Below are 24,113 nucleotides of genomic sequence, written 5' to 3'. Positions count from 1 at the left end.
CGCTTTTAAAAAATAGAATACAGGATAATCGCCAAGAACATGCCGACTAACGGCAGGGCCACACTTAACACAAAGACCGGTTTATACGTACGTTTATGAGTCTCTCCACATATCGCGCGGATCGTTGTCACGATATACCCGTTATGCGGCAGTGAATCTAATCCTCCCGATGCCAGTGTGGAGATTCGATGCATGGCATTCGGATCCAAACCTTGAGCCATATAAATCGGGGCCAGAATTGGCAAGGCAATCCCCAATCCTCCAGAAGCTGAACCTGTCAGCCCGCAAATTAATGTGACCGCAACTCCTAAGCCCAATAAAGGCGGTCCTGGGATATTCACTAATGAATCGACAACTACTCCAAACGCGGGAACTTTCGCCGCCACGCTTCCAAATCCTACGACGGCACATGTATTGGCAATCGCGACAAGAGCATCTTGTGTACCAGCGGCCAGAGATCCCCAATATTGTGGAACGAATTTCAGGTTGAGCACCCATGTCAATAAAATACCGGTTCCAAGCGAGATGAGAGCTGCACTCGTAGAAGAAGTAAACTGAGCCATAATATTTAAAATACCGATAACCCCAATTAACGGTATAAGAGAGGTGACGATGTTCGGTAATTCCTTTTTAAATGGTGATTCTGTTTCAATGGCTGTTACTTCTTCAAGCGCTGCTGCTAATTCAGTGGCTTCACCTTTTTTCGGACGAAATAACGGATGGGATTCGGGCAATGAAAAGGTTTCCCCATTGTTTACGGCTTTTCGTACTTCACGCCCTATATAAAGACTGCCTGCGATTAAAATAAAGATTCCAATCAGGATGCCTATTAATCCTCCAGCAGTTGGCTGTGTTTTAAAGAAGGTAGTAGGAATGATGTTTTGTATTTCTGGTGAACCCGGGGAAGTCATTGAAAACGAAATGGAACCGAATACAAGGGCTGCAGGAATGAATCGATGAGGAAGGTTGGCTTTTCTGAATAAAGAAACAGCTATGGGATAAACCGAAAAACCAACAACAAACAAACTAACGCCGCCAAAAGTCATAATGGCACACGCTGCAACAACCGCAAAAACCGCTCGCTTTGGCCCGGCTGTACGGCTGATCCAGTCTGCAATGGAATCAGCAGCTTTCGTGTCCTGCATGACTTTACCAAAAATCGCCCCTAGCAGAAAGATTAAAAACCAGGTGGCAAAATAGCCTGTAAAGCCGTCCATATAATACTTGGTCAAGGCTGTCTCAAGGTTGATTCCACCTGTCAGTGCAACAACTACTGAGCTAATAATGGCTGCAATAATAATATTGACCCCTCGCATGGTTAAATAAATTAATAGGGCAAGTGCCAGAAACAGTCCTATCATACTCATTGTGATTTCCCCCGTTTCTACGATTTAATGGTTTGAGAATTGGTAAACTGGTAATCATAGCATAATTTGTACAGTTCCATTAATTCACTATCATCCGGCACCCTCGGATTATTGCCGGGACTACCGCTGGCGATCGCGTCTCTGGCCATCTTTTCTAGACTTTTCAAAAATTGCTCCTCCTGAATTCCCCATCCTTTCAAGTTAGGAATACCAAGCTCGAGGCAGAGGGCTTTCATCTCTTCCACCACTTTTTGCGCTGTTTCCCGTTTTGTAAGCCCTTTCATTTCTTTGAGAATTAAATCCCCGATGTCTGCTAGCCTCTCATAGCAATCTTCCAGACTATACTCCAAAACAGCAGGAAGAAGCATCGCATTCGAAATGCCATGCGGCACATGAAACAGTGCACCGATCGGCCGGGACATTCCATGAACTAAGCAGACCGAAGAATTGGAAAATGCCATTCCTGCCTGCAGAGCTGCAAGGGACATTTTTTTCTTTGCTTCTATATTTTGAGGCTCATGATAGGCATCTCGTATACTTTCCATAATGTGCCCAATGGCGGTTAACGCTAGAAAATCGGTAAAAGGATGAGCACACCTTGAAAGATACGCCTCAATCGCGTGAGTAAGGGCATCAATTCCGGTTGCAGCAGTTATATGTTTAGGTGAAGTAATAGAAAGGACCGGATCAACAATCGCTGCTTCCGGCATGAAGGCGGGCTGTTTAATCATCATTTTAATATCATGGACGGTATCGGTTATGATTGTTGCATCAGTTGCTTCAGACCCGGTCCCAGCAGTTGTAGGAATAGCGATTAATGGAACGGCTGACTTCTGTGCAATCTTCCGGCTATTCATATAATCGCTGATGGATCCTCCATTTGTACCAAGAACGGCAACCGCCTTTGCGGTATCAATACAGCTTCCTCCACCCAAGCCAATAATGACGTTGCAGGACTCGGCGTTAAGCTTGTCCAAAGCTTCATAAACAAACGTATCTTTCGGCTCAGAATTAATATCTAAATACGTGGCTGAGGATACTCCTGCTTCTTTTAAATAATGCTGGCATTCTTCAACGTACAGCTGCTTTTCCATCATTCGGTCGCTAATGATGAGTGCGTTGTTTCCGAGTTTAGACGCTACTTCTCCGACTTTCTTAAATGAATCCTCTCCGTAGAGTATGGTTCTTGGCATTTGCAGAACTGAAACCATAATAACTACCTCCTTTTTTGTTTATTATTAGAATCCATAAAAATGCCTTTCTTCCATGCGATTTACTTCGACAAGGTTAAGGAGATACCCTCTAAATACAAATTGTTTCTTTTTGTTTTCAATTTCCTGTATGTAACAGTGTGTGAAACTACTGTTTCAATATAAGTCACCAGTGCTTCACAATGAAAATCCTTCCAAAGACTAATCAGATCAGTCCTTATTTTTTTCAATAAATCAAAAGGCTTGCATTGGTCAGCGTAAGGGAATACTATTATTCGACACTGAACTTGATGGAGGTTTTTAAATGAGTGTGAAACGTATTCCATTCCTGGATGAAACGGCGTATGCCATTGAAAACGAAGAGATAAAGGCCATTGTCCTCCCTTCCCAAGGGAGCAATTTGATTTCTATTGTGGATAAGAAAACAAACACTGAAATACTGAGAACGCCTAAAACCAGAGAAGAATACGAAACGCGAAGGATGGTGTTTGGGACACCTGTACTGTTCCCGCCTAACCGGATTGAAGATGCAACATTTGAGTATAATGGCCGGAAGTACGAATTGGAGATGAATCGGCCGAAAGAGAATGTTCATATCCATGGATTTGTTCATGATAAGGAATGGAGCGTTCTTGAGATCGAAGAAAGCATCCCTAGAATGAAAACACAGCTCCGATCGGCTGATTATCCGCACATCCTCAATCAATTCCCTCACGATTTTTCGATCACGATGACGATTGAGATCGAGGGAAACGAAGTGATACAAACCACTGAAATCACAAATAACGGCGACTCCCTTATGCCGTGCGGAATTGGCTACCATACAACCTTTCAATTTCCGCAGGAAGCCAAATTATTTCTTGATGTTCAGGAAAAATGGCTGTTAAATGAACGGCATCTTCCTACAGGGGAGTTGGAAAGTATCGCAAATAAAAAAGAGTTTTCCGATGGAACTTCCCTGTCTGGCGTGGCGATGGATGATGTTTTCTTAATGACAGAAAACAAGACGGCAGGCATCGAACGTCCTGGACAAGGCATTAAAGTCTCCTACTCCCTTTCTGATGATTTTACCCAATGGGTTTTATTCACAGCCAGCGGTAATGAAAATCTGCTTGCTGTTGAACCATATTCCTGGGTGACCAATGCGCCGAATTTGAAGCAGCTCCCAAGAACTTTAACGGGGTTTGACGACATTAAGCCGAAAGACACAAAAGAATATGTCTCCAGATTTAAAGTCGAGCGTGACTAAGGCACAACAAAGGGAGTCCTTCATTAAAGAAGGGCTCTCTTTGTTGTCCATTAGGGGTGCCTTTACTCTTTACTTAAAACAGTTTATCTTCGTCCGAGTTTCTTGGTGTCCGTCTTGTCCGGTCTCTAAAGTCGCGGTCTGCCTCATTCCTTACATCTTCATCTGGGTATAACTCTCGGTCTGTATCATCCGTAAGATACGAGTTTGCCCGGAGAGGCCGCTCAGTGTTATCCATTACATCAGCATCTCTTCGAAAGTCTCTGTCACGATGGTTATTGTCAGTAGTGTTCCCTGCAGTGTATCCATCTCTGGTATCTTCCACATCCGTAGCTATCCTAAATGTTCCATAATCAATCCCAGCATTCGTAGGATTTAAGGCATCTGATTCATCCGTTGCAAGATCACGGTCTGAATCGACCATCAACAAAATTTTGCCTGATTCTACGTCAGAAGCATAGGATGCAGCTTCCCGGTCAGGTATTCCATAATCCGATAGTCTTTCGCCCAGGCTATTCTTGCTGTTCGTGTACTCATCATCCATAAATGCAGCTTTTAGTTTGTCCAAGAAAGACTCTTTATGAGGCTCTTCCACATTGTCGACCGTTGCACCGGTTATTGTTTCGACGGTATCCGTATAATGATCATGATTCGTTACTACGGAGATCTCATCTGTGTCATATCCTCTCAATTGCAATTGCTGTACAGCACTTACGACCGCTTCCTCAGATTCATATACACCTATGACATGCTTGCCCATAATGAATTCCTCCTTTATAAATGGTCTTTCTACTGTGGTTAAGTACCCGGATCTACACTTTGCAAACAAAAATAAGGAAAATATACAGGTTTCATTTTTTGAAGCATGAAAAAGCCCGTTTATCCCAGTTTCGATAAAAGGCTTTTATTCGAACCTTGCAGATACTATACTTTTACTCTCTCAATCCATAGATCTTTATAATCCGCCCAACCCAATATGTTGAGCGTTACACCCTGCAATGATTGATGGTGGAGAATGCTCTGTTTTGAATGGTAGAGGAATAGGAGAGCATGGCGCTGTTTCAGCAAATCTTCCAATTCGTAAAATCGCTGCATTCTTTCATCCATTGTAGTAGCTTTAAATACTTGCTGGATCATCTGGTCCTTTTCTTCACGAAGATCCTCATCCATCAAAGAGCTGATAAAGGAATTGCCGACTTCATACATATCGAGAAGAGCTAGTTCCACAGGATCGGCAAGGACCTCACCTGACAGGATAAGATCGGCCTCCCGCATCACTTCTGCTTTTTTCAATTCCTCGATGGGTACAACCACAATCTCTATCTCCACTCCCACACTGGCAAGCTGCTCTTTTACCCACTCTGCGTTTAATTGGTTGGTTCTCATTTCATAGGTATATAGCTTTAAAGGTTCACCTTTGTATTCGGTATCAATAAGGAGGCGTTTCGCTTCAGACTTTGAATGTGTTCTCTGCGATTCTATTGAACGTGCTGGGAGAAAACCTGCTGCCGGCAGCATCCTCTTCCCACCCAGTTTTTCAATCAAGTCTTGGGAATCAACAGCTTGCTCGATCGCTTTACGGAAAAGAAACGAAGACTGCGGCCCTCCTTTTTTCAGGTTGAACATCAGGTAGGTCGCTCCTTTTTCAATATGATCGAGTGCCTTGTAGTGCGCTTCTACTTCACTAGCGACTATAGGATGCGGCACATATTTCATCTCACCTGGAGGAACGAACAACATCTTCTCCCCGTCATAATCTGGCCATACCCAAATTTCAATCCGGTCTAAAAAAGGCCGTTCCTTAAAGTAGTGCGTATGTGCAGTAAGCTGAAGCTGTGACTCGTCATTGCTCTCCACAATAAATGGACCACTCCCAACCGGCTCTCGTTTATAGTTAGACAACAATTCAAAATCACGCGGCACGATGGAAAGCCGTTCCGTACTGAAATAATAATCAAAAAGGCCATTCGGCTCGGACAGTTCAATTCTTAGTTCATAATCGTGAACAACCGTGATAGATTGAATCCTCTCCATCATCCATCGATGTGGGGAACCGTTAATAGGATCGTGAATTCGCTCGATGGTGTATTTAACGTCTTCAGCTGTTAGCAGCTTCCCGTGATGAAACAGAATTCCTTTCCGCAGGAAGAACGTCCAGACCATCAGCGACTCATCACTGCGCCAATGATGACAAAGGTGTGGTTCGAGTTTACCTGAAGTACCGTTATAGACAAGAAGGGTATCAAAAATCTGCTGAATCATATGTGCTTCTGTCCGCCGATTCACATACGCCGGATCAATGTCTTTGATCTCCCTATAGAACGGGAACCGCAGCACGTCAATCGCGATGTTCTCCTTCTGTTCCAGATGATAGCCTAACTGCTGCTGTACCCACACATTGAATTCCTGCTGATACGCTGCATCCAGTTCATAGTTATGTAAAAGTTGCTGAGCCTGACTTAAGTCACCCTTCACTACCTTCTCTTTTGCCAGCTCCATCAGAAAGGAATTCTGCTCTATTAAAAAAGCGAGAGACGAACGATTCCCCCGCCCCCTGCCTGGCAACCAGCTCACCCACTCCTGATCCACCATCTTGTTCAGGAGAAAGTTTGCATTTCGCTTGGAGCAAAAAAGTACCGAACTGATCTCCTCCAGTGTGACCGAAAGCGGCAGATGGATCCCTGTATCTCTGTAATGTTGTCTTAAAGTGAGGTAATGCTCCTGCAGCTGCATCCGGTCACTCTCCTTTTTGATAAAAGATGAAAGATTTTGATTTTAATTTACACTTTTTTTCATATTTAAGGAAGATACACTGGTAATAGAAGGGAGCGTTTCTGATGGAGATGGAAAAGGTCGTTCAGATGCCGGCTGCAGAAAAGCCGGTGTTATGGAAAAATAAGAATTTTATGCTGTTGTTTATTACAGGACTCATCTTTTCGGTCGGAGGGAAGATCTATGAGCTTGCTCTTCCCCTCATTTTATATGATTTCACCCATTCATCGGTGGCTATGTCGAACATGAGGGCCATCGAATTTTTGCCAAATCTGCTGCTGGCCATGTTCATCGGAGTGCTCGTCGACCGGGTGAACAAGAAACATTGGTCTCTTTGGACGATCGGCATCCAGAGTGTCGTTTTATTCGGATTGTTCTTGGCCCTGCAGATGGGATATCATTCTTTACCGCTCTTTTATGTATGTGGTTTCCTGCTTATGACATGCAGCTACGCGTTCTTTAATGCCCGCTACAGTATGGTCAAACAGGTGCTTCCGAACGAGCTGCTCACACCGGCCAATGCCTCGTTTTCGTTTGTAACAACACTGATCGGTATTATGGGGCCAGCGATTACTGGGTTTATCTTGATGCTGTCGAGTCTTCATGATGGACTTCTGCTTACATCTGTTGCCTTTTTCGTCACCTTTTTATTCTTGTTGAAGCTTGATCATAAGGAAGTGGTTGTTCGAAAAAAGCAGCACTTTCTCGAGGATTTAAAAGAAGGGTGGATAGCTCTCCGCGAAAATCGGCCGCTTTGGCTAATTACTATTCTTGTTGTTTTTATCAATTCTACCTCTGGTATGGTCGACACGATGATTGTCTTTTTTGCCAAGGATGAATTGAGGCTGACCACATCAGAGCTTGGGTTAACCCTTTCCTTTGCAGGGGTGGGCGGCTTGGCGGGCAGCAGTATGGTCAGTATTTTGAGGAGAAAAGTGAAGCTCGGCAAACTGCTTGGTTTGACGACATTTGGCTCAGGTTTGGGGTACTTTATCTTATTTCTTGCTCATACCTCTCTTCTGCTTGCGACAGGTTTGTTTTTTGAAGGGTTGTTTGGAACGATATCCTCGGTATGCATCTGGACGTTCAGGCAGGAGACAACACCTCAGCACCTCATCGGCCGGATCGGCGGCCTGACCGGATCCATCTTCAAGCTCGGTATGCCGCTTGCCATTGTTGCCGCCGGCTGGATCGCGAAGTTTTCGCATCCTGGTACCGTCTTTTGGATTGCTGCACTGGCAAATGTTCTTATCTTTTTAGCATATTGGAGATCGTCCTTATGGCGGGTATAATCATCTACAAAAAAAAACAGTTGTAATCAATGAATGATTAACAACTGTTTTTACCTTTTATTTCGTATATTCCTTAACCAACACGGCGTTGTTCAAGTTTAGCTAATTCAGCCATTACCTCTTCTGATACACCAGCGTGATGCAGAAGCAAAGCCAAATGTTCCGGAGTAAGATGAGCGCTGCCCAGTTCCATCTCTTTAATGCGAATGCCGTTCTTTTCTTTTTCCACCTCAAGAATGGCACCATGGAATCCAGAGCTTAAACGAGCCGTCTTTACTCCATCTTTAGATTCTCTAATTACAATTCTGTGTTCTCCCATATTCAGTTCTTTAATAATTTTATCCATTCAAATATTCCTCCACTTAGTTTGGTACCAAAATTATATACTTCATTTTACTTTTTCAAGTTTAATATGTGATTTTTTATAATATTCCTTTTGAACAATAAAAGACCAATCATAATGAGTAAATAACCTATCGTTCCACCAAACGTATTAAGGATCGGATCATTTGTATCGAAGGATCCAAATTTGAAAAACAATTGGGCCATCTCATAGATAAAACTCAAGTGAAGGTTGCCAGTAATACCTATCGTACTTAAAGTTAAAATGACTTCACCAAGATGTAAATTCCCATTAAGACGCTCGATGTAATATTAACGGCCGTTTACATTCTTATCTCTATATTTGTTTTAATGCCAGGATCGGTGTGATGATCCGCTCGTCTTCATTGTGGATGTAGACATAGTTAGAGATTAGTACTTTACCCCATAATGCATCCAGGATTTCATTGGATTAAAATATAGTAAAACCCCTGGCTTATTCACGATTAGGTGGAAGGACAGTTTCAAAAACAAAAAAAGCTGCCGCAGCAGCTTTTTTGGATGAGTTAACTTATTTTCCTAATGTTGAAATTTGCCACGTTACACCGAATTTATCTTTTAGCTGGCCATAAGATGGGCTCCAGAAGGTTTCTTGCAGCTCCATGATTACTTGGCCGCCTTCTTTTAATTTTTCAAAAACTTCTTTTGATGTTTCAACACTGTCAATCGTGATTGCTACTGTTACTTGGTCTCCAGTTTCATAGGGCATCCCTGGGAATGTATCAGAAAGCATCAAGTCATGATCTCCCACTTTTAAATGGGCATTCATTACACGGTCTTTAGCTTCTGCTGGAACAGGATATTCCGGATTCTCCGGCTGGTCGCCAAAAGTTTGTACAGATAAAACCTTTGCATTCAATGCCTTTTCATAAAACTTAACAGCTTCTTGTCCATTTCCATTCGTTACTAAATAAGGATATAGCCCTACGATCATACTAGACACCTCGTTTTTTTATTTTGAATTTTTCCGAACAAATGTTCTTATTTATTTTACTATATGTGACATTAAGATGCAATATATTATTCACTCAACTGCTCATTATTTTTTAAGTGAGCAGTACAATTTGTGAATCGGATGAGCTGGCCATTGCGAGTGTATTCAAGCAGATGAATGCCTGTATTGTCAGAGTGAAACCAAACGGTGTTGACGAGAGGCAGCTCCAGGAAGCCTTCAATAATCTGGGTGATCATGCCTCCATGAGAAACAACCGCAACTCTGCTGCTATTCTTGCCAAGTTCCCTAATTGAGGATAAGATCTTTTCTCCTCTCATCCTGAAGTCTGTTTTACTTTCATCTTCCTGTTTTTCTTTAAGGTAATCTATGTAGGTTACTGAACAGCCAGTCGTCTTGGATAGAAGATCAGCTGCCTGTCTGGCTCTGATCAGGGTACTGCTCCAAATCAGATCGGGCGGAAGTTCAGCACAAACTCGCTGTGCCATCCTTTCCACCTGTTCAACCCCTCTGCTTGTCAGCGGCAAATCAGTTGAGCCAGTGTAGTCTTCATCTAAAAAGTCATCTTCTGATTCACCATGCCGAATCAATAAGATCTGCATATGCACCTGCCTTTCCTAAAAAAAGAACCGATATTACATCGGTCCTCCATTGTATGAACTATTATTTTTCGCATTCTCTGATTCTAGAAGTTTAACCGGGTCATCCTCTTGGAGTATGGTCCTCGTTGCTTTGCTGGAGTTTACAAAAAATCCAATCATAACGGCAGCTGCAATCAACAGCAGCAATAACCAAGCCACCAGACATAACCTCCCCTTTTTTATACCATCTCTCTGCTCTACCCTATGAAACGAATTCGCAAATGATGAAGAAAAAGGCTGGAATGGTTTAAAACCATCACTGCCCTATTAAACTTCTCTGTTAAAATGCACATTCCTCCTGAGCCATGAGAAATTTTTCTCTGGTCTTCAAGCTATTTCACCTCAATGGCCAGCGCGTAGCTTGCGTCTCCTTTTTCCCAATGAGCAGAGATGTCATAGATGTAGATCCCTTTTTGTTTAGGTGCTTTGAATGCATTTCCAAGTACCTTCACGGCTTTTGTTTTTTTTGTTGTTCAGCCGCGAGTCACATCCAAGGATTTTCTCAACGGCTTTTTCTTAAAGGAGATGTTTACCATTTCTCCGGATGACAAGTATTTATTTCACCATAGCTACAGGCTTTCTTTTATTTCGATTCATTTTTGACCGATACTGCATCAGAATAATGGAAGCTATGACAAATGAACAGATACCAAAGCCGATGACCATTTTTTCAAAACCAATGGTATCCAGGAATAACCCGGTTAACAGCATGAGAATTTGAAAGATAATGTTGTCTGTCATGCCTTTGATGGAGAAGAACCGCCCATGATAATCAGAAGGAATATCGGTTTGGAAGATGGTCGTTGTCACCGGAAAAAGCATGCCCGCTGACAGACCAAACAAGCCGAACGAAACGACAGACATCACGGGATGATTGGCTAAAAATAGTGATGTATGAGCGGTCGCGATGAGAAATGTGATTGCAAACAAATACGGCAATCGCGGACGTTCACGAAAGAACCTTCTTGCTAAAAAGGTGCCAAGGAACACACACAGCCCCTCTGTTGTATAGAGAATTCCTTTGATTCCGGGATTGTGCTGAATCTGGCTGATCTCGATGACCATCAAGTTAAAGCCGGAAAGAAACAAATACGGCGGTATAAGAAGAAAGATACCGTAGACAACCTTAGATTGATTTTTCACGATAGGATAAAGTTCTTTTAACGTACTGAAGAAGCTTTCTTTTTTACTGTCTGCTGACTTTTCTCTGGGCTTTTGCTCTACTACCATATAAAACGTTAAGAAAAGTAAAATAATATAGGATACGAGTGTCACCGTGTACATCGCCGTTAACGACATGCCGACGAGCATCGCCCCTCCAAGTGCTGTCCCAGCAATTCTTGCACCGGTAAAAATGTTCATGTATACACCGTTTGCCTGCAGCAGATCTTCTTTTTTCACGATTAACGGAATAAGTGTCTGCATGGCCGGATTGGAAAACGTCCCTGCAATTCCGATGATAAACGTGTAGATCAGCATCCACCAGACATTATCGTTGGCAATGGCTAGGTACATGAAAACGATCGCAAAACACCGCGCAAGACCCGCATAGATGAGTATTTTTTTCTTATCTCCCCGATCAATAATCCTCCCAGCCATTGGAGCCAGGAATACTCCGACCAAAAACCCCGATAATAGAAGCAATGCTTGTAAAAAGGATGACTCCACGTTCTTTTGCAAAAATTCCAGGTTGCCGATGATCCCGACCCATAGACCGGTACTCGAAACCGCAACACCAAACATGAGTAATAAAAAGTTTCGGTTCTTCCACATTCTATTGTTTAACCCCTCTCCTGATCCACCCGCACAATATTTAACGTACCCACCATATTTTAACATGGTTTCTATGAAAGAGACGGTCTTTAAATTCATAATAAAAGAGGCTGCAACTGCAGCCTCTTTCTCTAGCAATAATTAATTATAGGTTTGCTCTGTGTTTGGTTAGTGGTACTTCCTGACGAACGGACTTTCGATGAAGCCATTCGTAAATAATAGGAATAATGATAAAACTGTTGAGGGTGGATGTAATTAACCCGCCGATTACTACGATTCCCAAAGTTTGTGAGATAACTGTATCTGAACTGTGTGAAAAAGCCAATGGCAATAGTGTTAAGATTGTAGCCGCAGCGGTCATCAATATTGGACGTACCCTCGATAAGCTTCCTTGTAAAACTGCAGTCCTTACATCCATTCCCTCTCTGCGGTTTCTCTCCACCTTATCGATCAATACAATCCCATTCGTTACTACAATTCCAGTAAGCATCAACACTCCGACTAATGAAGCCAAGTTCCATTCTCCTCCAAACAGGCCTAGCGCAATTACAACTCCGCTTAATGCCAGAGGAATACTTAGAAGTACAGAGATTGGTGCTCTCCATCCTTTAAACATGGAAGATGTAATAAGCAGTACAAGCAAGATGGAGAAGACAACTGCGATAACCATATCAAAAATCATCTGTTTGACCTGCTCGGTTATGCCTCCCATGGAATAAGACACACCATGCGGAAGTTTCATATTTGTTAGCGTTTGGCCGACCGTTCCTGAAACTCCGCTAATATCATTGGAAGTAATCTGCGCAGTGACGACTGAGAACGGCTGTCCATCCCTCTCACTGATCGTAGCAGGGGATGTATCTTTTGAGATTTTTGCCAACTGTGCAAACTGCACATTTTTGCCTTCTTTGTCTTTCACTGTTTCGTTCGCTAATGATCCCAAAACATCACCTGGTGTTGCTTCCAATGTTACTTTCGAATGTTCTCCAGTAGAAATCTGTTCCAAGAACATATCCACTGGCAGCGATTTATGATTCACACTGATGGTAGCATCCTTCGTTGGAGCCGTATAACGTCTCACTACGCTCAGTACATCTGCCATGTTGATGCCCTTTGCTTTAATAACAGATGAGTTCAAGGTTACCTTATACTTAGACATTCCGTTCGTTAAATCTACTTTGCCATCCACACTTAATCCTGAAATGCGAGCCAATTTTTGGCGTGCTTCTTGAGCGGTTTTATCCAGTACTGCTTGATCGGCACCGCTAAACATTATTTTCATTTGTGAATCATCACCTGAAATGTTCTGGCTCGTAACGGTATAGACTACTTGTTTCGAGAGGTGAGGCAGCTGTGAGCGCAATTGTTTTATGACGCTATCCACATCTTTGTTGTTTTTTAGAACAACAGAAAGATTGGCAACATTCGGGTTCTGAATAAAACCGCCGCCTTGGTCAAATACATCATCGCTCTGAGGTGTCATCGTGGAACCAAAGCTGGCTGAATAAGCTTTTACGTCCGGATCACTTTTTAGGGCATGTTCAATCTTTTGAACTTCTGTATCCACTTCCTTGATGGTACTGCCCTTTGGCAATTCTGCTTTAACTGCAATTTGTCCTACTTTTGCACTTGGTAAAAAGCTCACCGGCAAAAACGCCGAATAAACAGCAGCGAATAAAAAGACGAGAAGTGAAGCAAACACCATAATCTTTTTATGTTTGAACGCCGCTTCCAAGACAGGTTTCATAACAGGCTCTATGGTAATTGCCTTTTTCGATGAAGGGCCTCCCTTCCAGCCCATGAACGCCAAAGCAGGAATGACGAGCATCGCAACAAAGAACGACGTAATCAAGGCGATAACGACAGACCATGCAAATCCGCTGTACGAAGCGCTGATCACTCCGCCTACCAGCGCAATCGGGACATAGACGGCAATCGTCGTAAGCGTAGATCCTAAAATCGCCGGAATCATTTCAGTTACAGAAGAAGCAAGCAGTGGCAGCAAGGCTTTGTCTGGGGCATTCTCCTTTTTTCTGTACATGTTATCCAAAATGACGATGGAATCATCCACGATCCGCCCCATCGCCACAATCAATCCGGAAACCGTTAGAATGTTAAGGGTAATCCCCATCGATTTCAGGAAAATTGTCGTTGCCAGCAAGGAAATAGGCAATGATATGGCGATAAGCAAGGTGGATCTTACGTTTCTGAAAAAGAAGAACACACAGATCATGGAGAATAAACAACCGAGCAATCCTTCCCGTATCAATCCATGAAGAGAGCTGTTTAATTCCTTCTCACGGTCAAGTAATACTTGGAAATGTACATCCTTTGGATTGACGGTATCCAGATGAAGATGCTGGATTCGATCTTTCACCAGTTTCGCAACCTCTGTAATGTTTGCAGAAGGAGTTTTTATCACATTTAATTGAACACTTGGTTTACCATTGGTCCTTGATACTGTTTTTACATCGTTTAATGAATGGGTTATGGTACCCACTGCAGACAAAGGAATCAGTTTTCCTTCTGAATTCTTAATGGTTGTATTTTTCATCTGATCTTCTGTTAATGAAACTCCATCAAAACTAACCGGAATGGATAAAAGGTTATTAACAACCGTCCCCTTTGGCAGGGATGGAACGGACTTCGCAAAAGAGTTATTGATATCATCCAGGGTTAATCCGTTTTTGATAAGATCTTTCATGCGGATCGTCAGCACATAGCCGTCCTTTGCCCCGCCAAAGACTGTCACATCAGATACTCCAGGCACTGTTTTCAGCTGCTTGACGATCTCTTGCTGTGCAGTGGATCTTAAGGTTTGTTCATTAAGGTTTGCACTAGTTAAACTATAAGATAAGATCGGAAACGAACTTGTGGTTAATCTCGTTACAGTCGGTGTCGACGTGATCGTTTGCGGCAGATCGGCATTAGCGAGTGCTTTGTTCACATCAGTTTCAGCTTGTTTCATGTCATAATCCATTGGAAAGTATAGACTCATAAAGAGTCCGCCATCATATGAATTAGTCTCCACGTCAGTTAAGCCATCTGTTGTTCTTACCGCACTTTCCAAATTATCAGTAATGTCCTGTTTTACCTGTTCAGCTTGATATCCAGGTACCCTCATGCTGACTGTCAGTGTTGTATTATTAATTCCAGGAAGATAATCCCGTTGCATTTGGTAGGCGGAAATCCCCCCCCACGCCAAAATTATAACCGCACACACGATCATTAAAATGGCTCTTTGCATTGATGCTTCCACCAATTTCTTCATTCTCTTTCCTCCCTATTAATATTTCTATCTGTCTTTTGTGAAAGCATGGTTGGCCTCTGCAGTCCTACTATATAGAGACAACCTTAAATTTCTCTGAGAGTACTCTTAAAAATCCATGAGAATGATAAATTTTTACTTTTTTCATGCTACATTGGATACAGTATAGGAAAATGCCATATTTGGAGGCAGATATGAAAGAGCGCATTTTAGTCATAGAAGATGAAGTACAGATCGCGAAGATGCTGAAAATTGAATTAGAGCTTGAAGGCTACGATGTTCTCGTTGAACATAACGGAAAATCTGGCCTTGCTGCAGCATTACAGGAAAAAATAGATTTAATTCTGCTGGATATCCTGCTCCCCGGTTTAAACGGGATGGAAGTGTTGAGGAAAATCAGGAACGCCGATTCAAATGTCCCTGTGATTCTTTTAACAGCCAGGGATTTAACACTTGATAAAGTATTGGGATTGGATCAAGGGGCGAATGATTATATTACCAAACCTTATGAAAGTGAGGAATTGATGGCGAGGATCCGTGCTTGTATCCGCACTCGTCCATTGCTGAAAATTGAAAATAATATTGATGAGGAAACGCTGTTGACTTTGAAAGATTTAACCCTAAATCCTGCTACACGGGAGGTCATGAGAACCGGAAAATCCATTTCATTGACGCCAAAAGAATACGATTTACTATTTTACTTGTTGACCAACAAAAATCAGATCGTGACACGGGAGTCTATTATCATAAATGTGTGGGGATATGAATATGAAGGGGATACAAACGTTCTTGATGTATATATGCGTTATTTGCGAAAGAAAATAGAAAGCGGATTTGACGAACCGCTCATCCATACGGTAAGGGGCGTAGGCTATATCGCCAGGGAGAAATAAAATGAAGATTACCACGAAGATTAACCTGTATACTACAGCTTGGCTGCTTGCTATTCTTTTACTCATAAATGGAGTTGTCTTTTTTTCCTTTATGAAGATTACCGTAAATATGGAAGAGCAAGCTGTCCATCAGAAAGCTCACTCCATTATTCAAGTACTGAATAAGAAACCAGGTCATGTTTACTCTGATGAAATCCTTACTTCCTATTTAACCAATCACTCTTTCATTCGTATCATTGATGCCAAATCAAAGGTTATTAACCAAGTAAGAAATGATAAACATCTCAATAAATTCAAGCCGCATTTTTCTAAGAAGACAGAATCAAATCTGCATATCATACATGAAGAACAGGGCGAAGAACAAATCTTAATTGTTCGTGTGCCAATTACCAGTCAAGGCAAGGTCACAGGTACGATTGAAATCGGGGAAAGACTCCTTGGGCTTGAAATGCGCAAGGATATATTATTATCAATCTTAACGTTCTGTACTGTCATCGCCGTCCTTTTATCATTGCTTGGCGGGAGATGGCTGTCCAATGTAATTATGAAACCCATCTCTTCTATGATCAAGACAATGGAAAACATTGAGCAAAGCGGTGTCCCGCAGCAGCTTGTTATCAATACCGAAAAGAAGGACGAGCTTCAAAAAATGGCCACCACCTTTAACCGTATGATTGTAAGGCTGCAGGAGAATCTTGAAAAGCAAAAGCAGTTTATTTCAGATGCATCTCATGAACTAAGAACACCGCTTACAGTCATTAAAAGCTATGCCAACTTTTTGAGGAGAAGTGATGTAAAGGACCACAGATTGTCTAAGGAAGAAGCAGCGGAAACTATCTATTCGGAGGCTACCCGGATGCAAAACATGACACAGTCCTTTCTTGCCTTGGCCACCTCCGAAATAGAAAAGAATGTCCACCTTAAGCCCATAGATCTAGGTGCAGCCTGTTACCAGGTTTTAGAGCAGATGAAAGAGGTATACCAAAGAGACATCACGTTTCAACACGATCAGCAGACCCTTTTCATTCTCGCAGATGAAGCTGCCGTGAAACAGGTACTTATTATCGTTCTGGATAATGCGCTAAAATACAGTATGTCTACGATTGATCTAAAGATGATGAAAAAAGATAACTATGCTCTGCTTACTATTCAAGATTATGGGACAGGTATTCCCTCTTCTGATTTAGAACATATTTTCGAACGTTTTTACAGGGCCGATAAAGCCCGAAGCCGAGAAACTGGAGGTACAGGATTAGGGCTTTCCATCGCGAAAAATATTATGAAACATCATAATGGAAACATTAGCATTCATAGTGAGGAAGGAAAAGGAACAGAGGTGGAGCTGAAATTTCCAATCTAGCCTGCCATTTTTCTTTAGTATGGAAGTAGAAAGGATGAGGAAAGAATGGAAGCTAAACACGTAAAAACAGATGAAGAACGAGAAGATGCCTTTAAGATTCGGAAAAAGGTGTTCGTCGAAGAACAAGGCTTTCCTCTTGAGGATGAATTTGATCAGCACGAGGATGCGGCTGAGCATATTCTTGTAATGGACGGAGATCACCCCGTCGGTACTGGCAGATGGCAGATTGTTGATGGCGTGGCAAAATTTGAACGGATCTGCGTCCTTCCCAGCCATCGCAAGTTCGGTGTTGGTAAAATCATCATCAGCACGCTTGAGGAAAGTGCGAGAGAAAAGGGGCTAACGGCTGCCAAACTGCACGGCCAGACCCAAGCAGAGCCCTTTTACGTAAAATTGGGTTATAAATCCGCATCCGGTGCATTTATCGAAGATGGTATTCCGCATATAGTAATGAAGAAAAACCTTGGATAATCTTTTCCAAGGTTTTAATTTGTTAAAGGGGCTACTCCATGACTTTCAGAAAATCATCATTCTTTTCTTTAGGAATCATTGTTCTAACGCTTGGCATTTCCTTAACCATTCTTTCAAACTCCGGCACTTCTCCATATGACGCGCTTCTCGTTGGATCGTTTAGAACCATCGGCCTCACGGTAGGCTCGTGGGAGATTATTATTGCCCTGTTGATGATCTTCTTAAATGCAGCTGCTAGCCGGACCCGGCCTGAATACTTGGCTTTAGTGACTGCCTCAATTACTGGTGCTGGCATCGATTTCTGGCTTTTCACTCTCGAAGGGTGGCTGAAACCCGTAACGTACTTCTCTCAATTTTCACTGCTCGCTTTGGGTATGGTGTTCATTGGTATCGGAACATCCCTCTATTTACAAGCTGAATTTGCACCCATTCCTCTCGACCGGCTCATGCTCATCCTTCAAAAACAGGCCGGCTGGACGATCGCTGTCTCCCGGCTGGTCATCAGTGTTGTAATTCTCTCACTCGCCTTTCTTCTCCACGGACCCATCGGCATCGGAACGATTTTAACCGCCTTCTTCAATGGAACCATACTCTCCTTTTTCATGCCCTATGCCATCAGACTGTATCAGACATAAATACCGCTTATTCTTGTTCAACTAACCAGATGCTTTAGTTCAAAAAAGAAAAGCTGCCAGTTGAAAATCTTCTCTTAATAATCCCATCACGCACAAATTGTAAGACTCAGACGATAGCTACGCTCTTTTATTAACTTATTCCCCTTAACATAGGTGAATGGATTGGAGTTCAAAAGTTAGTTAGAGAAAACCTTCTACCTCCATATTAAAAGAGTATCCATAATGCTTTTTTTAAATGCCTCATAATTAAAGTGAACAGCCACACTATGTATTTTATACTCTGGGTTTGTTGTAAAACGCAAGTCGGCAATGCTTTGACCAAATCCCTCCCCCCGATCTGGTATTACTTTTATAGGAATTTTTGTAAGGCTAACAAAATTAGGATTTAACAGATACCAAATGGTCATAAAATCATGCATCGGACTTCCTTTTATGCCTGGATTAGATTTAGAGTAAAAATTGTAGTAGTAGTCCAACATCGGTTTAATGATGAGTCCTGCGGGGTCCTTTGTGTTTTGGTGAAATCTGTGGATGGTTTGAACCATTTCGGGAGTAACAAGTGCATACTGAGTGACGTTTAATGGGATAAGCGTCAAATTTTTTGCATGTTGCAAGACGAGGTTCGCTGCATAAGGATCAGAGTAAAAATTGGCTTCAGCTACGGCCGTTACATTTCCAGGAACAAAGAAGGCTCCTCCCATGCAGATATATTCCTTAACGTTTCTCATCTTTTCTAAATTAAGAACAAATGCGGTTGCTAATGAAGAAAGTCTTCCAAGGTTGATGATTGATAGATCCTCAATATTTGCATCAATGATCTGATAGATATCATTAAAAGGGAATACAGGATAAGGAATCTCGGGGGGAATGATTGGTCCTAATCCAACTTTTCCGTGTACTTCAGGAAAATACTGTACCGAAATACCCGTTAAAGGGACAGAAGCACCAAGAAATACAGGTACTTTTTCTTGTCCCATAATGAACTTTATATAATTAATATTCCTAATAACATCAACTCTGGATACATTACCATAGTCAGCTACGATACCTAATATTTGCACTTCTTCTTTGCGGAAGAAAGCATATATGAGAGCAAAAGCATCGTCTATTCCCAAATCTGTAAAAAGAAGAACCTTTTTGGGCATACACATTCCTCCATTTCTCTAAATGTATATGACACCAAAGATCACCGATATGCTCCGTGGATAAGAGTAGCCACAATAAATACCTTCAGGATTTCCTTCTTCTCTAAATAACTTTCCTTTTAGTTCAATTAGAAAAAAACCGTAAAAAGGCGTCGATTAATTTGGGAGCCCATTTTTATTAAGAACTCACATATGCATTAGCATTCACTTCGGTATTCCAAACAGGATTCCCTGGTTATCTAAACAATAAGCAAAGTAACCCATTTTTGGAATAGCGGTTTTAGGTACAACCACTTGTCCGCCATTTTTCTGTAACCTTTTTTATGTATTCGTCGCCTGAAGATACTTCGATTGAATTCGTGGTTCTGGTTGCCCCGTCAGGAAAAAAGCTTTTAAAGAAATGGTTTGGCCTTGCCCCTATGATCAATAAAAACACATAGTAGATTGCCGTCATAACAGCAAGTGCCATTTCAGTTTTTCCCCCTCCTAAATCTTAGTTATTTTATCTCTTCCAAAAAAGTTGCTTACTGCTGATAAAGAGTTTGAATGTTCCCTAAGTCCTGCAGAAGCAGACCAATTTCCTCCTGGCTCAGTCTGATCGGCATTGCATCATAAAGAGTGATCACCTGGCCATCCAAATCACTCTGATGTTTCTGCAGATAACCGTAAAGTTTATTTAACTGGCTGACTGACAGTGTAGATTGTGTTGTAAGATGCTTCACTTGCTGAAGCGAAAACTCGTTCATTACCTCATCAAATTCACCAGAGATAATGTTCCCGTTCATTTGCATGTATTCCACTCCCTTGCTTCATTTTTGTTAGTTTACCCTTTGTCAAAAAATTTTCTCTTCTTTTTGTCACAGATGATGGCCTTTTCTCGTCTTGTTTGTAAAAGAGAAAGTGGTGATCTTATGAGAACATTTGAAACAGCGATCATTGGCGGAGGAATTGCAGGTTTAACAGCTGCTGTTTATTTAGCCAAAGACGGAATTTCAACTGTGGTCATTGAAAAAGGAAAACAACTGGGCGGCCGGGCGCAAACGGCCCAAAAAAATGGAGCCTATCTTAACCTTGGCGGGCATGCTCTCTATAAAGGTGGTGAGGCGGAAGCGATACTAAACGAGCTTGGGATTAAACCACCAGGAAGTGTGCCGGAAACGAAAGGCAGTGCCATCTGGAATCAATCTTTATATACGCTTCCGGGCAGTTTAAGCTCTCTGCTTTCCACCAGGCTTCTTTCTTGGCCAGGGAAAATGGAATTAGGAAAGCTTTTGGTCAAACTGAAAAAAATCGATGCTAAAACAATGGGAGATATGAGTTTGAGACAATGGGCAGAAGCTGAAATTAAAGATCCCATGGTCAGACACGTTTTTTACGCGTTATGCCGAACATCAACCTATTGCATTGGCCCGGATGAACAAAGAGCTGGTGCTGTAATACAGCAGGTTTTGAGAGGCATGAACGGCGTCATTTATGTAGATGGCGGCTGGCAAACCATTATTGAAGAATTAAAAGAGATAGCAGTGAAAGCGGGCGTAACAATCCTCACTCATCAATCCGTCTCTTCTGTCCTAAAGAACGATTCTTTTACCCTCTTATTGTCTAATGGGGAAACGATTAATGCGCATTCTGTACTATCTACTGCAAGCCCGGAGCAAACGTTCAGACTGATAGAAGGAGCTGAAAATACGTCTCTTTCCGCCTGGAGGGAAAGGGCAAAACCGGTGTTTGCTGCTTGTCTTGATGTCTCGCTGCACACTCTTCCGAATCCGAACCAGCAGTTTGCGATTGGAGTGGATCAACACATTTTATTTTCCAATCATTCTAGAGCGGCCCGTTTAAGTGAAGACGGTTCAGTGGTCTGTCAGCTCATTAAATATTTGGGGACAGAACAGGAGAATAATGCAATAGAATGTAAACAGGAGCTGGAACATGTATTAGAGATGCTGCAGCCCGGCTGGAGAAAGGAACTGAAAGCCTATCAATTCCTTCCGCACATTGCCGTGATGCAAGATTCCTGTGCAATGAACCATCACTTTTCCTATGGCCCATCCGTCCCGGAAATTCCTGGATTTTATGTTGCAGGAGATGGCGCTGGCCATGGCGAAATGCTCGTAGATGCGGCCTTCGCAAGTGCAAAAAGAGCCGCATCAGCTATTGTTCAGGAAGCTGTGAACCGCGGAATTCAAAAGGAGGCATAACGTGAGTCCGATCGATACAGAAATGCTTTATACCACACACCGCCCACTTCTTTTTTCCTTAGCGTACCGAATGCTGGGCAGTGTACAGGACGCCGAGGACATCATCCAGGATACATTTATCGCATTAAATGGAACAGAGGCCGAGCACATTCAGAATATTAAAGCCTATCTATGCAAAATGGTAACCAACCGCTGTATCGACCGGCTGAAGTCTGCTCGAAAGAAAAGAGAACAGTATGTTGGAGAGTGGCTGCCTGAGCCGCTGCTTACAGAAAACACCCAAAGTGAAGATCCGGCCCATCAAATGTTCATGAAAGAATCAGTATCCATGGCTTACTTGCTTCTGCTTCAGCAGTTGTCGGAAACAGAGCGAGCGGTGTTTCTCCTTAAGGAAGTCTTACAATACAGTTATGAGGATATTGCTGAAATGGTTGGCAAAAGCAGCACGAATTGCCGGCAGATCTTTCATCGGGCGAAGAAAAGCATCGGAAGTCCTTCTGAAGAAAAGAAAATAACGAAAAAAGGAGCGTCACTCACCGAACAGTTCTTTCGTGCACTCACTTCCGGAGATACCGATACTTTGCTCAGCCTGTTGTCAGTTGACGCTACCCTGATCACAGACGGAGGCGGAAAAATAAAAGCCGCTATCTTCCCGATCCTTGGAGCAGACCGCATTTCACGCTTTTACCAAGGCATTTTGCCAAAGCTTCCGAAAGACGTCAGCTATACCTTTACTACGGTAAACAGCGAGCCTGGAATGATTTTAACGGTTGGCGGGCATGTCTATGCTGTCATGTCCCTTCATATTGAGAATAATAGAATTCAAAACATCTACTCGGTCATGAATCCCGATAAACTTACTCATATCTCTGCCTAAAAAAAGACTGCTTTCTCACAAGAGAGCAGTCTTTTTATCCTTGCTTATGAATCCTCTTCTCTCCCCATGCACACATCTGATTTAAGATGGATCTTAATTAGAGATGTTGGGATTTTTGATGAGGACCTATAATGAGGTCCTCTTTTGTTGTCAGGATTACAGTTTATGTTCATACTAACAAGGTATACTAGAACAACTTCCGAACCGGGAGAACACGTGGAGGATTTACTTGAATAAGAAACTGAAGCTTGTCCTTATCATTTTGTTAATCTTGCTTGTTGTCTATGCCGGCGGCTTTTTCATCTGGACGCAGAAAACCTTTAAACCTACGGCTCAATTGAACCAATTAGTGGACGTAAAAAATGAGGTCCAGCATAAAGACGGCATGTATATTTTCAAACCGAAAAACATGGAACCGAAGGATGGTGTGATTTTTTACCCTGGAGCTAAAGTTGAGCCAACCGCCTATTCCTACTGGGCGAAAAAGGTAGCTGATGCCGGGTATCTCGTTGTCATACCGGAAATGCCGCTGAAGCTGGCTCTACTCGGCAAAAACAAAGCCGAAGAGGCGATGAAAGCTGATCCTGATATTAAGGAATGGTATATCGCCGGCCATTCACTGGGCGGATCAGCAGCTTCCGCTTATGCCTTGAAACACCCACATAAGATTAAAGGTATGATCTTCCTTGGTTCCTATACAACGGAAGGTTCAAATTTATCGAAAGCCCACTTCCCTCTTCTTTCTATCTATGGAGAACGAGACGGCTTAACCACAAAAGCTAAAATCAACGGCAACAAATCGTTTAATCCGGCTGACACCACCTACTATGAAATCAAAGGCGGGAATAATGCCCAGTTTGGCATGTACGGTCCTCAAGCCGGTGACAAAAAAGCACGTATCTCCAACAAGAAACAGCAGGATCAGGTGATCAAAGAAATCCTATTCTGGCTCAATAAAGAAAACCAGCACTAGTCACAGTGCTGGTTTTTTCATGTGGTTATTGTACAGAACAAGATCCGCCTGTTGATTCGGCCTTACGGTTTTAAGATAATAATCTTCCGCCGGCCAATATCGATTTTGGAATTTCGTAATGTTTTTCTGCGTTCTTTCACTTTCCCGCAGAAATCTTGTCTCTTTCGGGCAATCCAGATAGACGAGATAATCAAAGAACGGTCTCCATTCTTCCCTTTGAAGAAATACGCCTTCGATGATGATGAGACAGGTTTCTAGAAGCTGAACTTCCTGAAGGCTGAGGGTATCGGATTCGTTATTATAAAATGAGACCTCAAGCGATCTGCCGTTTTTTAGTCGGCTAAACATGCTTCGAGTAAGCTCCTTTACATCCCACTGAAGATGATAATACTCAGCCCACTCCTCCCGGCCGGTGTGATAGCGTTTTTCCCTTTCCACGATATGATTGTCAATATGAATCAAAAAGTGTGGAATTTCATTTTGAATGAGATGGTGTTGTAAATCTTTTGCCAAGGTACTTTTTCCTGAGCGGCTTAGGCCATCGATTCCAAGGATGAAGCGCTGGCCTGTTTTTAGCTTTGGGATTTTTTTGATGATAGAAGATATATTTATCTGCATGCTTTGTACACTCTTTCCAACGGTGCCTGGCACCATA

Annotated in this window: 23 protein-coding genes and 1 pseudogene; 9 read left to right on the top strand and 15 right to left on the bottom strand. The window is 42.4% G+C overall.

What is annotated here, in order from left to right; translation table 11 throughout:
- Positions 1–5: 5 nt before the first annotated feature.
- Both M1K46_RS05510 and M1K46_RS05505 read right to left on the bottom strand, forming a co-directional pair.
- Entirely contained in the window at positions 6–1,367 is a 1,362-nt protein-coding gene (locus M1K46_RS05510; protein ID WP_062239412.1) for a GntP family permease, read from the bottom strand.
- A gap of 17 nt (positions 1,368–1,384) precedes the next feature.
- The gene (locus tag M1K46_RS05505; RefSeq protein ID WP_256225253.1) at positions 1,385–2,578 is read right to left on the bottom strand and encodes an iron-containing alcohol dehydrogenase; all 1,194 of its coding nucleotides are present in this window, start codon (positions 2,576–2,578) and stop codon (positions 1,385–1,387) included.
- Positions 2,579–2,882: 304 nt separating this feature from the next.
- Between M1K46_RS05505 and M1K46_RS05500 the strand changes: the two genes are divergently transcribed.
- Positions 2,883–3,827, top strand: a complete 945-nt coding sequence (locus M1K46_RS05500; RefSeq protein WP_256225251.1) for an aldose 1-epimerase — start codon at positions 2,883–2,885, stop codon at positions 3,825–3,827.
- A 73-nt stretch (positions 3,828–3,900) separates the two neighbouring features.
- Here the strand turns inward: M1K46_RS05500 and M1K46_RS05495 are convergent, their stop codons facing one another.
- Together M1K46_RS05495 and M1K46_RS05490 are read right to left on the bottom strand one after the other, a co-directional pair.
- On the bottom strand, positions 3,901–4,584 hold the full coding sequence (locus M1K46_RS05495; RefSeq protein ID WP_256225249.1) for a general stress protein: 684 nt from the start codon (positions 4,582–4,584) through the stop codon (positions 3,901–3,903).
- Positions 4,585–4,748: 164 nt separating this feature from the next.
- Positions 4,749–6,557 (bottom strand): ABC transporter substrate-binding protein, encoded by a 1,809-nt coding sequence (locus M1K46_RS05490; protein WP_256225247.1) that lies wholly within the window; start codon positions 6,555–6,557, stop codon positions 4,749–4,751.
- Between the two features lie 104 nt (positions 6,558–6,661).
- On the opposite strand from M1K46_RS05490, the gene M1K46_RS05485 reads away from it, so the two are divergent.
- On the top strand, positions 6,662–7,888 hold the full coding sequence (locus M1K46_RS05485) for an MFS transporter (protein WP_256225246.1): 1,227 nt from the start codon (positions 6,662–6,664) through the stop codon (positions 7,886–7,888).
- A gap of 73 nt (positions 7,889–7,961) precedes the next feature.
- On the opposite strand, the gene M1K46_RS05480 is transcribed toward M1K46_RS05485, so the two are convergent.
- The 7 genes from M1K46_RS05480 to M1K46_RS05450 form a co-directional block, all read right to left on the bottom strand.
- Positions 7,962–8,234: a hypothetical protein gene (locus tag M1K46_RS05480; protein WP_256225245.1), complete on the bottom strand. Its 273-nt coding sequence runs from the start codon at positions 8,232–8,234 to the stop codon at positions 7,962–7,964.
- A 47-nt stretch (positions 8,235–8,281) separates the two neighbouring features.
- Positions 8,282–8,455, bottom strand: a complete 174-nt coding sequence (locus M1K46_RS05475) for a VanZ family protein (protein ID WP_256225244.1) — start codon at positions 8,453–8,455, stop codon at positions 8,282–8,284.
- Positions 8,456–8,780: 325 nt separating this feature from the next.
- Complete coding sequence (locus M1K46_RS05470; protein WP_062239390.1) at positions 8,781–9,203, bottom strand: VOC family protein; 423 nt, start codon at positions 9,201–9,203, stop codon at positions 8,781–8,783.
- Between the two features lie 86 nt (positions 9,204–9,289).
- Positions 9,290–9,823: a histidine phosphatase family protein gene (locus tag M1K46_RS05465; RefSeq protein WP_091008947.1), complete on the bottom strand. Its 534-nt coding sequence runs from the start codon at positions 9,821–9,823 to the stop codon at positions 9,290–9,292.
- A 33-nt stretch (positions 9,824–9,856) separates the two neighbouring features.
- The gene (locus tag M1K46_RS05460; RefSeq protein WP_156316240.1) at positions 9,857–10,021 is read right to left on the bottom strand and encodes a hypothetical protein; all 165 of its coding nucleotides are present in this window, start codon (positions 10,019–10,021) and stop codon (positions 9,857–9,859) included.
- Between the two features lie 396 nt (positions 10,022–10,417).
- A complete protein-coding gene (locus M1K46_RS05455; protein ID WP_175501961.1) occupies positions 10,418–11,635 on the bottom strand; it encodes an MFS transporter in 1,218 nt (405 codons plus the stop codon).
- 145 nt (positions 11,636–11,780) lie between these two features.
- On the bottom strand, positions 11,781–14,906 hold the full coding sequence (locus M1K46_RS05450) for an efflux RND transporter permease subunit (RefSeq protein WP_256225243.1): 3,126 nt from the start codon (positions 14,904–14,906) through the stop codon (positions 11,781–11,783).
- 191 nt (positions 14,907–15,097) lie between these two features.
- Between M1K46_RS05450 and M1K46_RS05445 the strand changes: the two genes are divergently transcribed.
- Genes M1K46_RS05445 through M1K46_RS05430 form a run of 4 tightly spaced genes read left to right on the top strand, consistent with a single transcriptional unit; the run spans position 15,098 to position 18,262 of the window.
- The gene (locus M1K46_RS05445; protein ID WP_053355148.1) at positions 15,098–15,796 is read left to right on the top strand and encodes a response regulator transcription factor; all 699 of its coding nucleotides are present in this window, start codon (positions 15,098–15,100) and stop codon (positions 15,794–15,796) included.
- 1 nt (position 15,797) lies between these two features.
- A complete protein-coding gene (locus M1K46_RS05440; RefSeq protein ID WP_256225242.1) occupies positions 15,798–17,156 on the top strand; it encodes a HAMP domain-containing sensor histidine kinase in 1,359 nt (452 codons plus the stop codon).
- 45 nt (positions 17,157–17,201) lie between these two features.
- Positions 17,202–17,627, top strand: coding sequence for a GNAT family N-acetyltransferase (locus M1K46_RS05435; RefSeq protein WP_256225241.1), 426 nt, complete (start codon positions 17,202–17,204; stop codon positions 17,625–17,627).
- 38 nt (positions 17,628–17,665) lie between these two features.
- Positions 17,666–18,262: a YczE/YyaS/YitT family protein gene (locus M1K46_RS05430; RefSeq protein WP_256225240.1), complete on the top strand. Its 597-nt coding sequence runs from the start codon at positions 17,666–17,668 to the stop codon at positions 18,260–18,262.
- 194 nt (positions 18,263–18,456) lie between these two features.
- Here the strand turns inward: M1K46_RS05430 and M1K46_RS05425 are convergent, their stop codons facing one another.
- The 3 genes and pseudogenes from M1K46_RS05425 to M1K46_RS05415 form a co-directional block, all read right to left on the bottom strand.
- Positions 18,457–19,407, bottom strand: coding sequence for a nucleoside hydrolase (locus M1K46_RS05425; protein WP_091008927.1), 951 nt, complete (start codon positions 19,405–19,407; stop codon positions 18,457–18,459).
- Between the two features lie 204 nt (positions 19,408–19,611).
- Positions 19,612–19,789, bottom strand: a pseudogene (locus M1K46_RS05420) (VOC family protein); the annotation flags it as partial.
- Positions 19,790–19,931: 142 nt separating this feature from the next.
- Positions 19,932–20,198: a hypothetical protein gene (locus M1K46_RS05415; RefSeq protein WP_256225239.1), complete on the bottom strand. Its 267-nt coding sequence runs from the start codon at positions 20,196–20,198 to the stop codon at positions 19,932–19,934.
- A gap of 120 nt (positions 20,199–20,318) precedes the next feature.
- Between M1K46_RS05415 and M1K46_RS05410 the strand changes: the two genes are divergently transcribed.
- The 3 genes from M1K46_RS05410 (at position 20,319) to M1K46_RS05400 (ending at position 23,458) form a co-directional block, all read left to right on the top strand.
- A complete protein-coding gene (locus tag M1K46_RS05410; RefSeq protein WP_256225238.1) occupies positions 20,319–21,608 on the top strand; it encodes a phytoene desaturase family protein in 1,290 nt (429 codons plus the stop codon).
- Positions 21,609–21,618: 10 nt separating this feature from the next.
- Complete coding sequence (locus tag M1K46_RS05405) at positions 21,619–22,485, top strand: RNA polymerase sigma-70 factor (protein WP_256225827.1); 867 nt, start codon at positions 21,619–21,621, stop codon at positions 22,483–22,485.
- Positions 22,486–22,714: 229 nt separating this feature from the next.
- Positions 22,715–23,458, top strand: a complete 744-nt coding sequence (locus M1K46_RS05400) for an alpha/beta fold hydrolase (protein ID WP_256225235.1) — start codon at positions 22,715–22,717, stop codon at positions 23,456–23,458.
- Here the strand turns inward: M1K46_RS05400 and M1K46_RS05395 are convergent, their stop codons facing one another.
- On the bottom strand, positions 23,459–24,070 hold the full coding sequence (locus M1K46_RS05395) for a kinase (protein ID WP_375162180.1): 612 nt from the start codon (positions 24,068–24,070) through the stop codon (positions 23,459–23,461).
- Positions 24,071–24,113: the final 43 nt, after the last annotated feature.

This window comes from Fictibacillus sp. WQ 8-8, assembly GCF_024494405.1.
GTDB lineage: Bacteria > Bacillota > Bacilli > Bacillales > Fictibacillaceae > Fictibacillus_C > Fictibacillus_C marinisediminis.
This window is presented reverse-complemented; position numbering and strand designations above follow the sequence as displayed.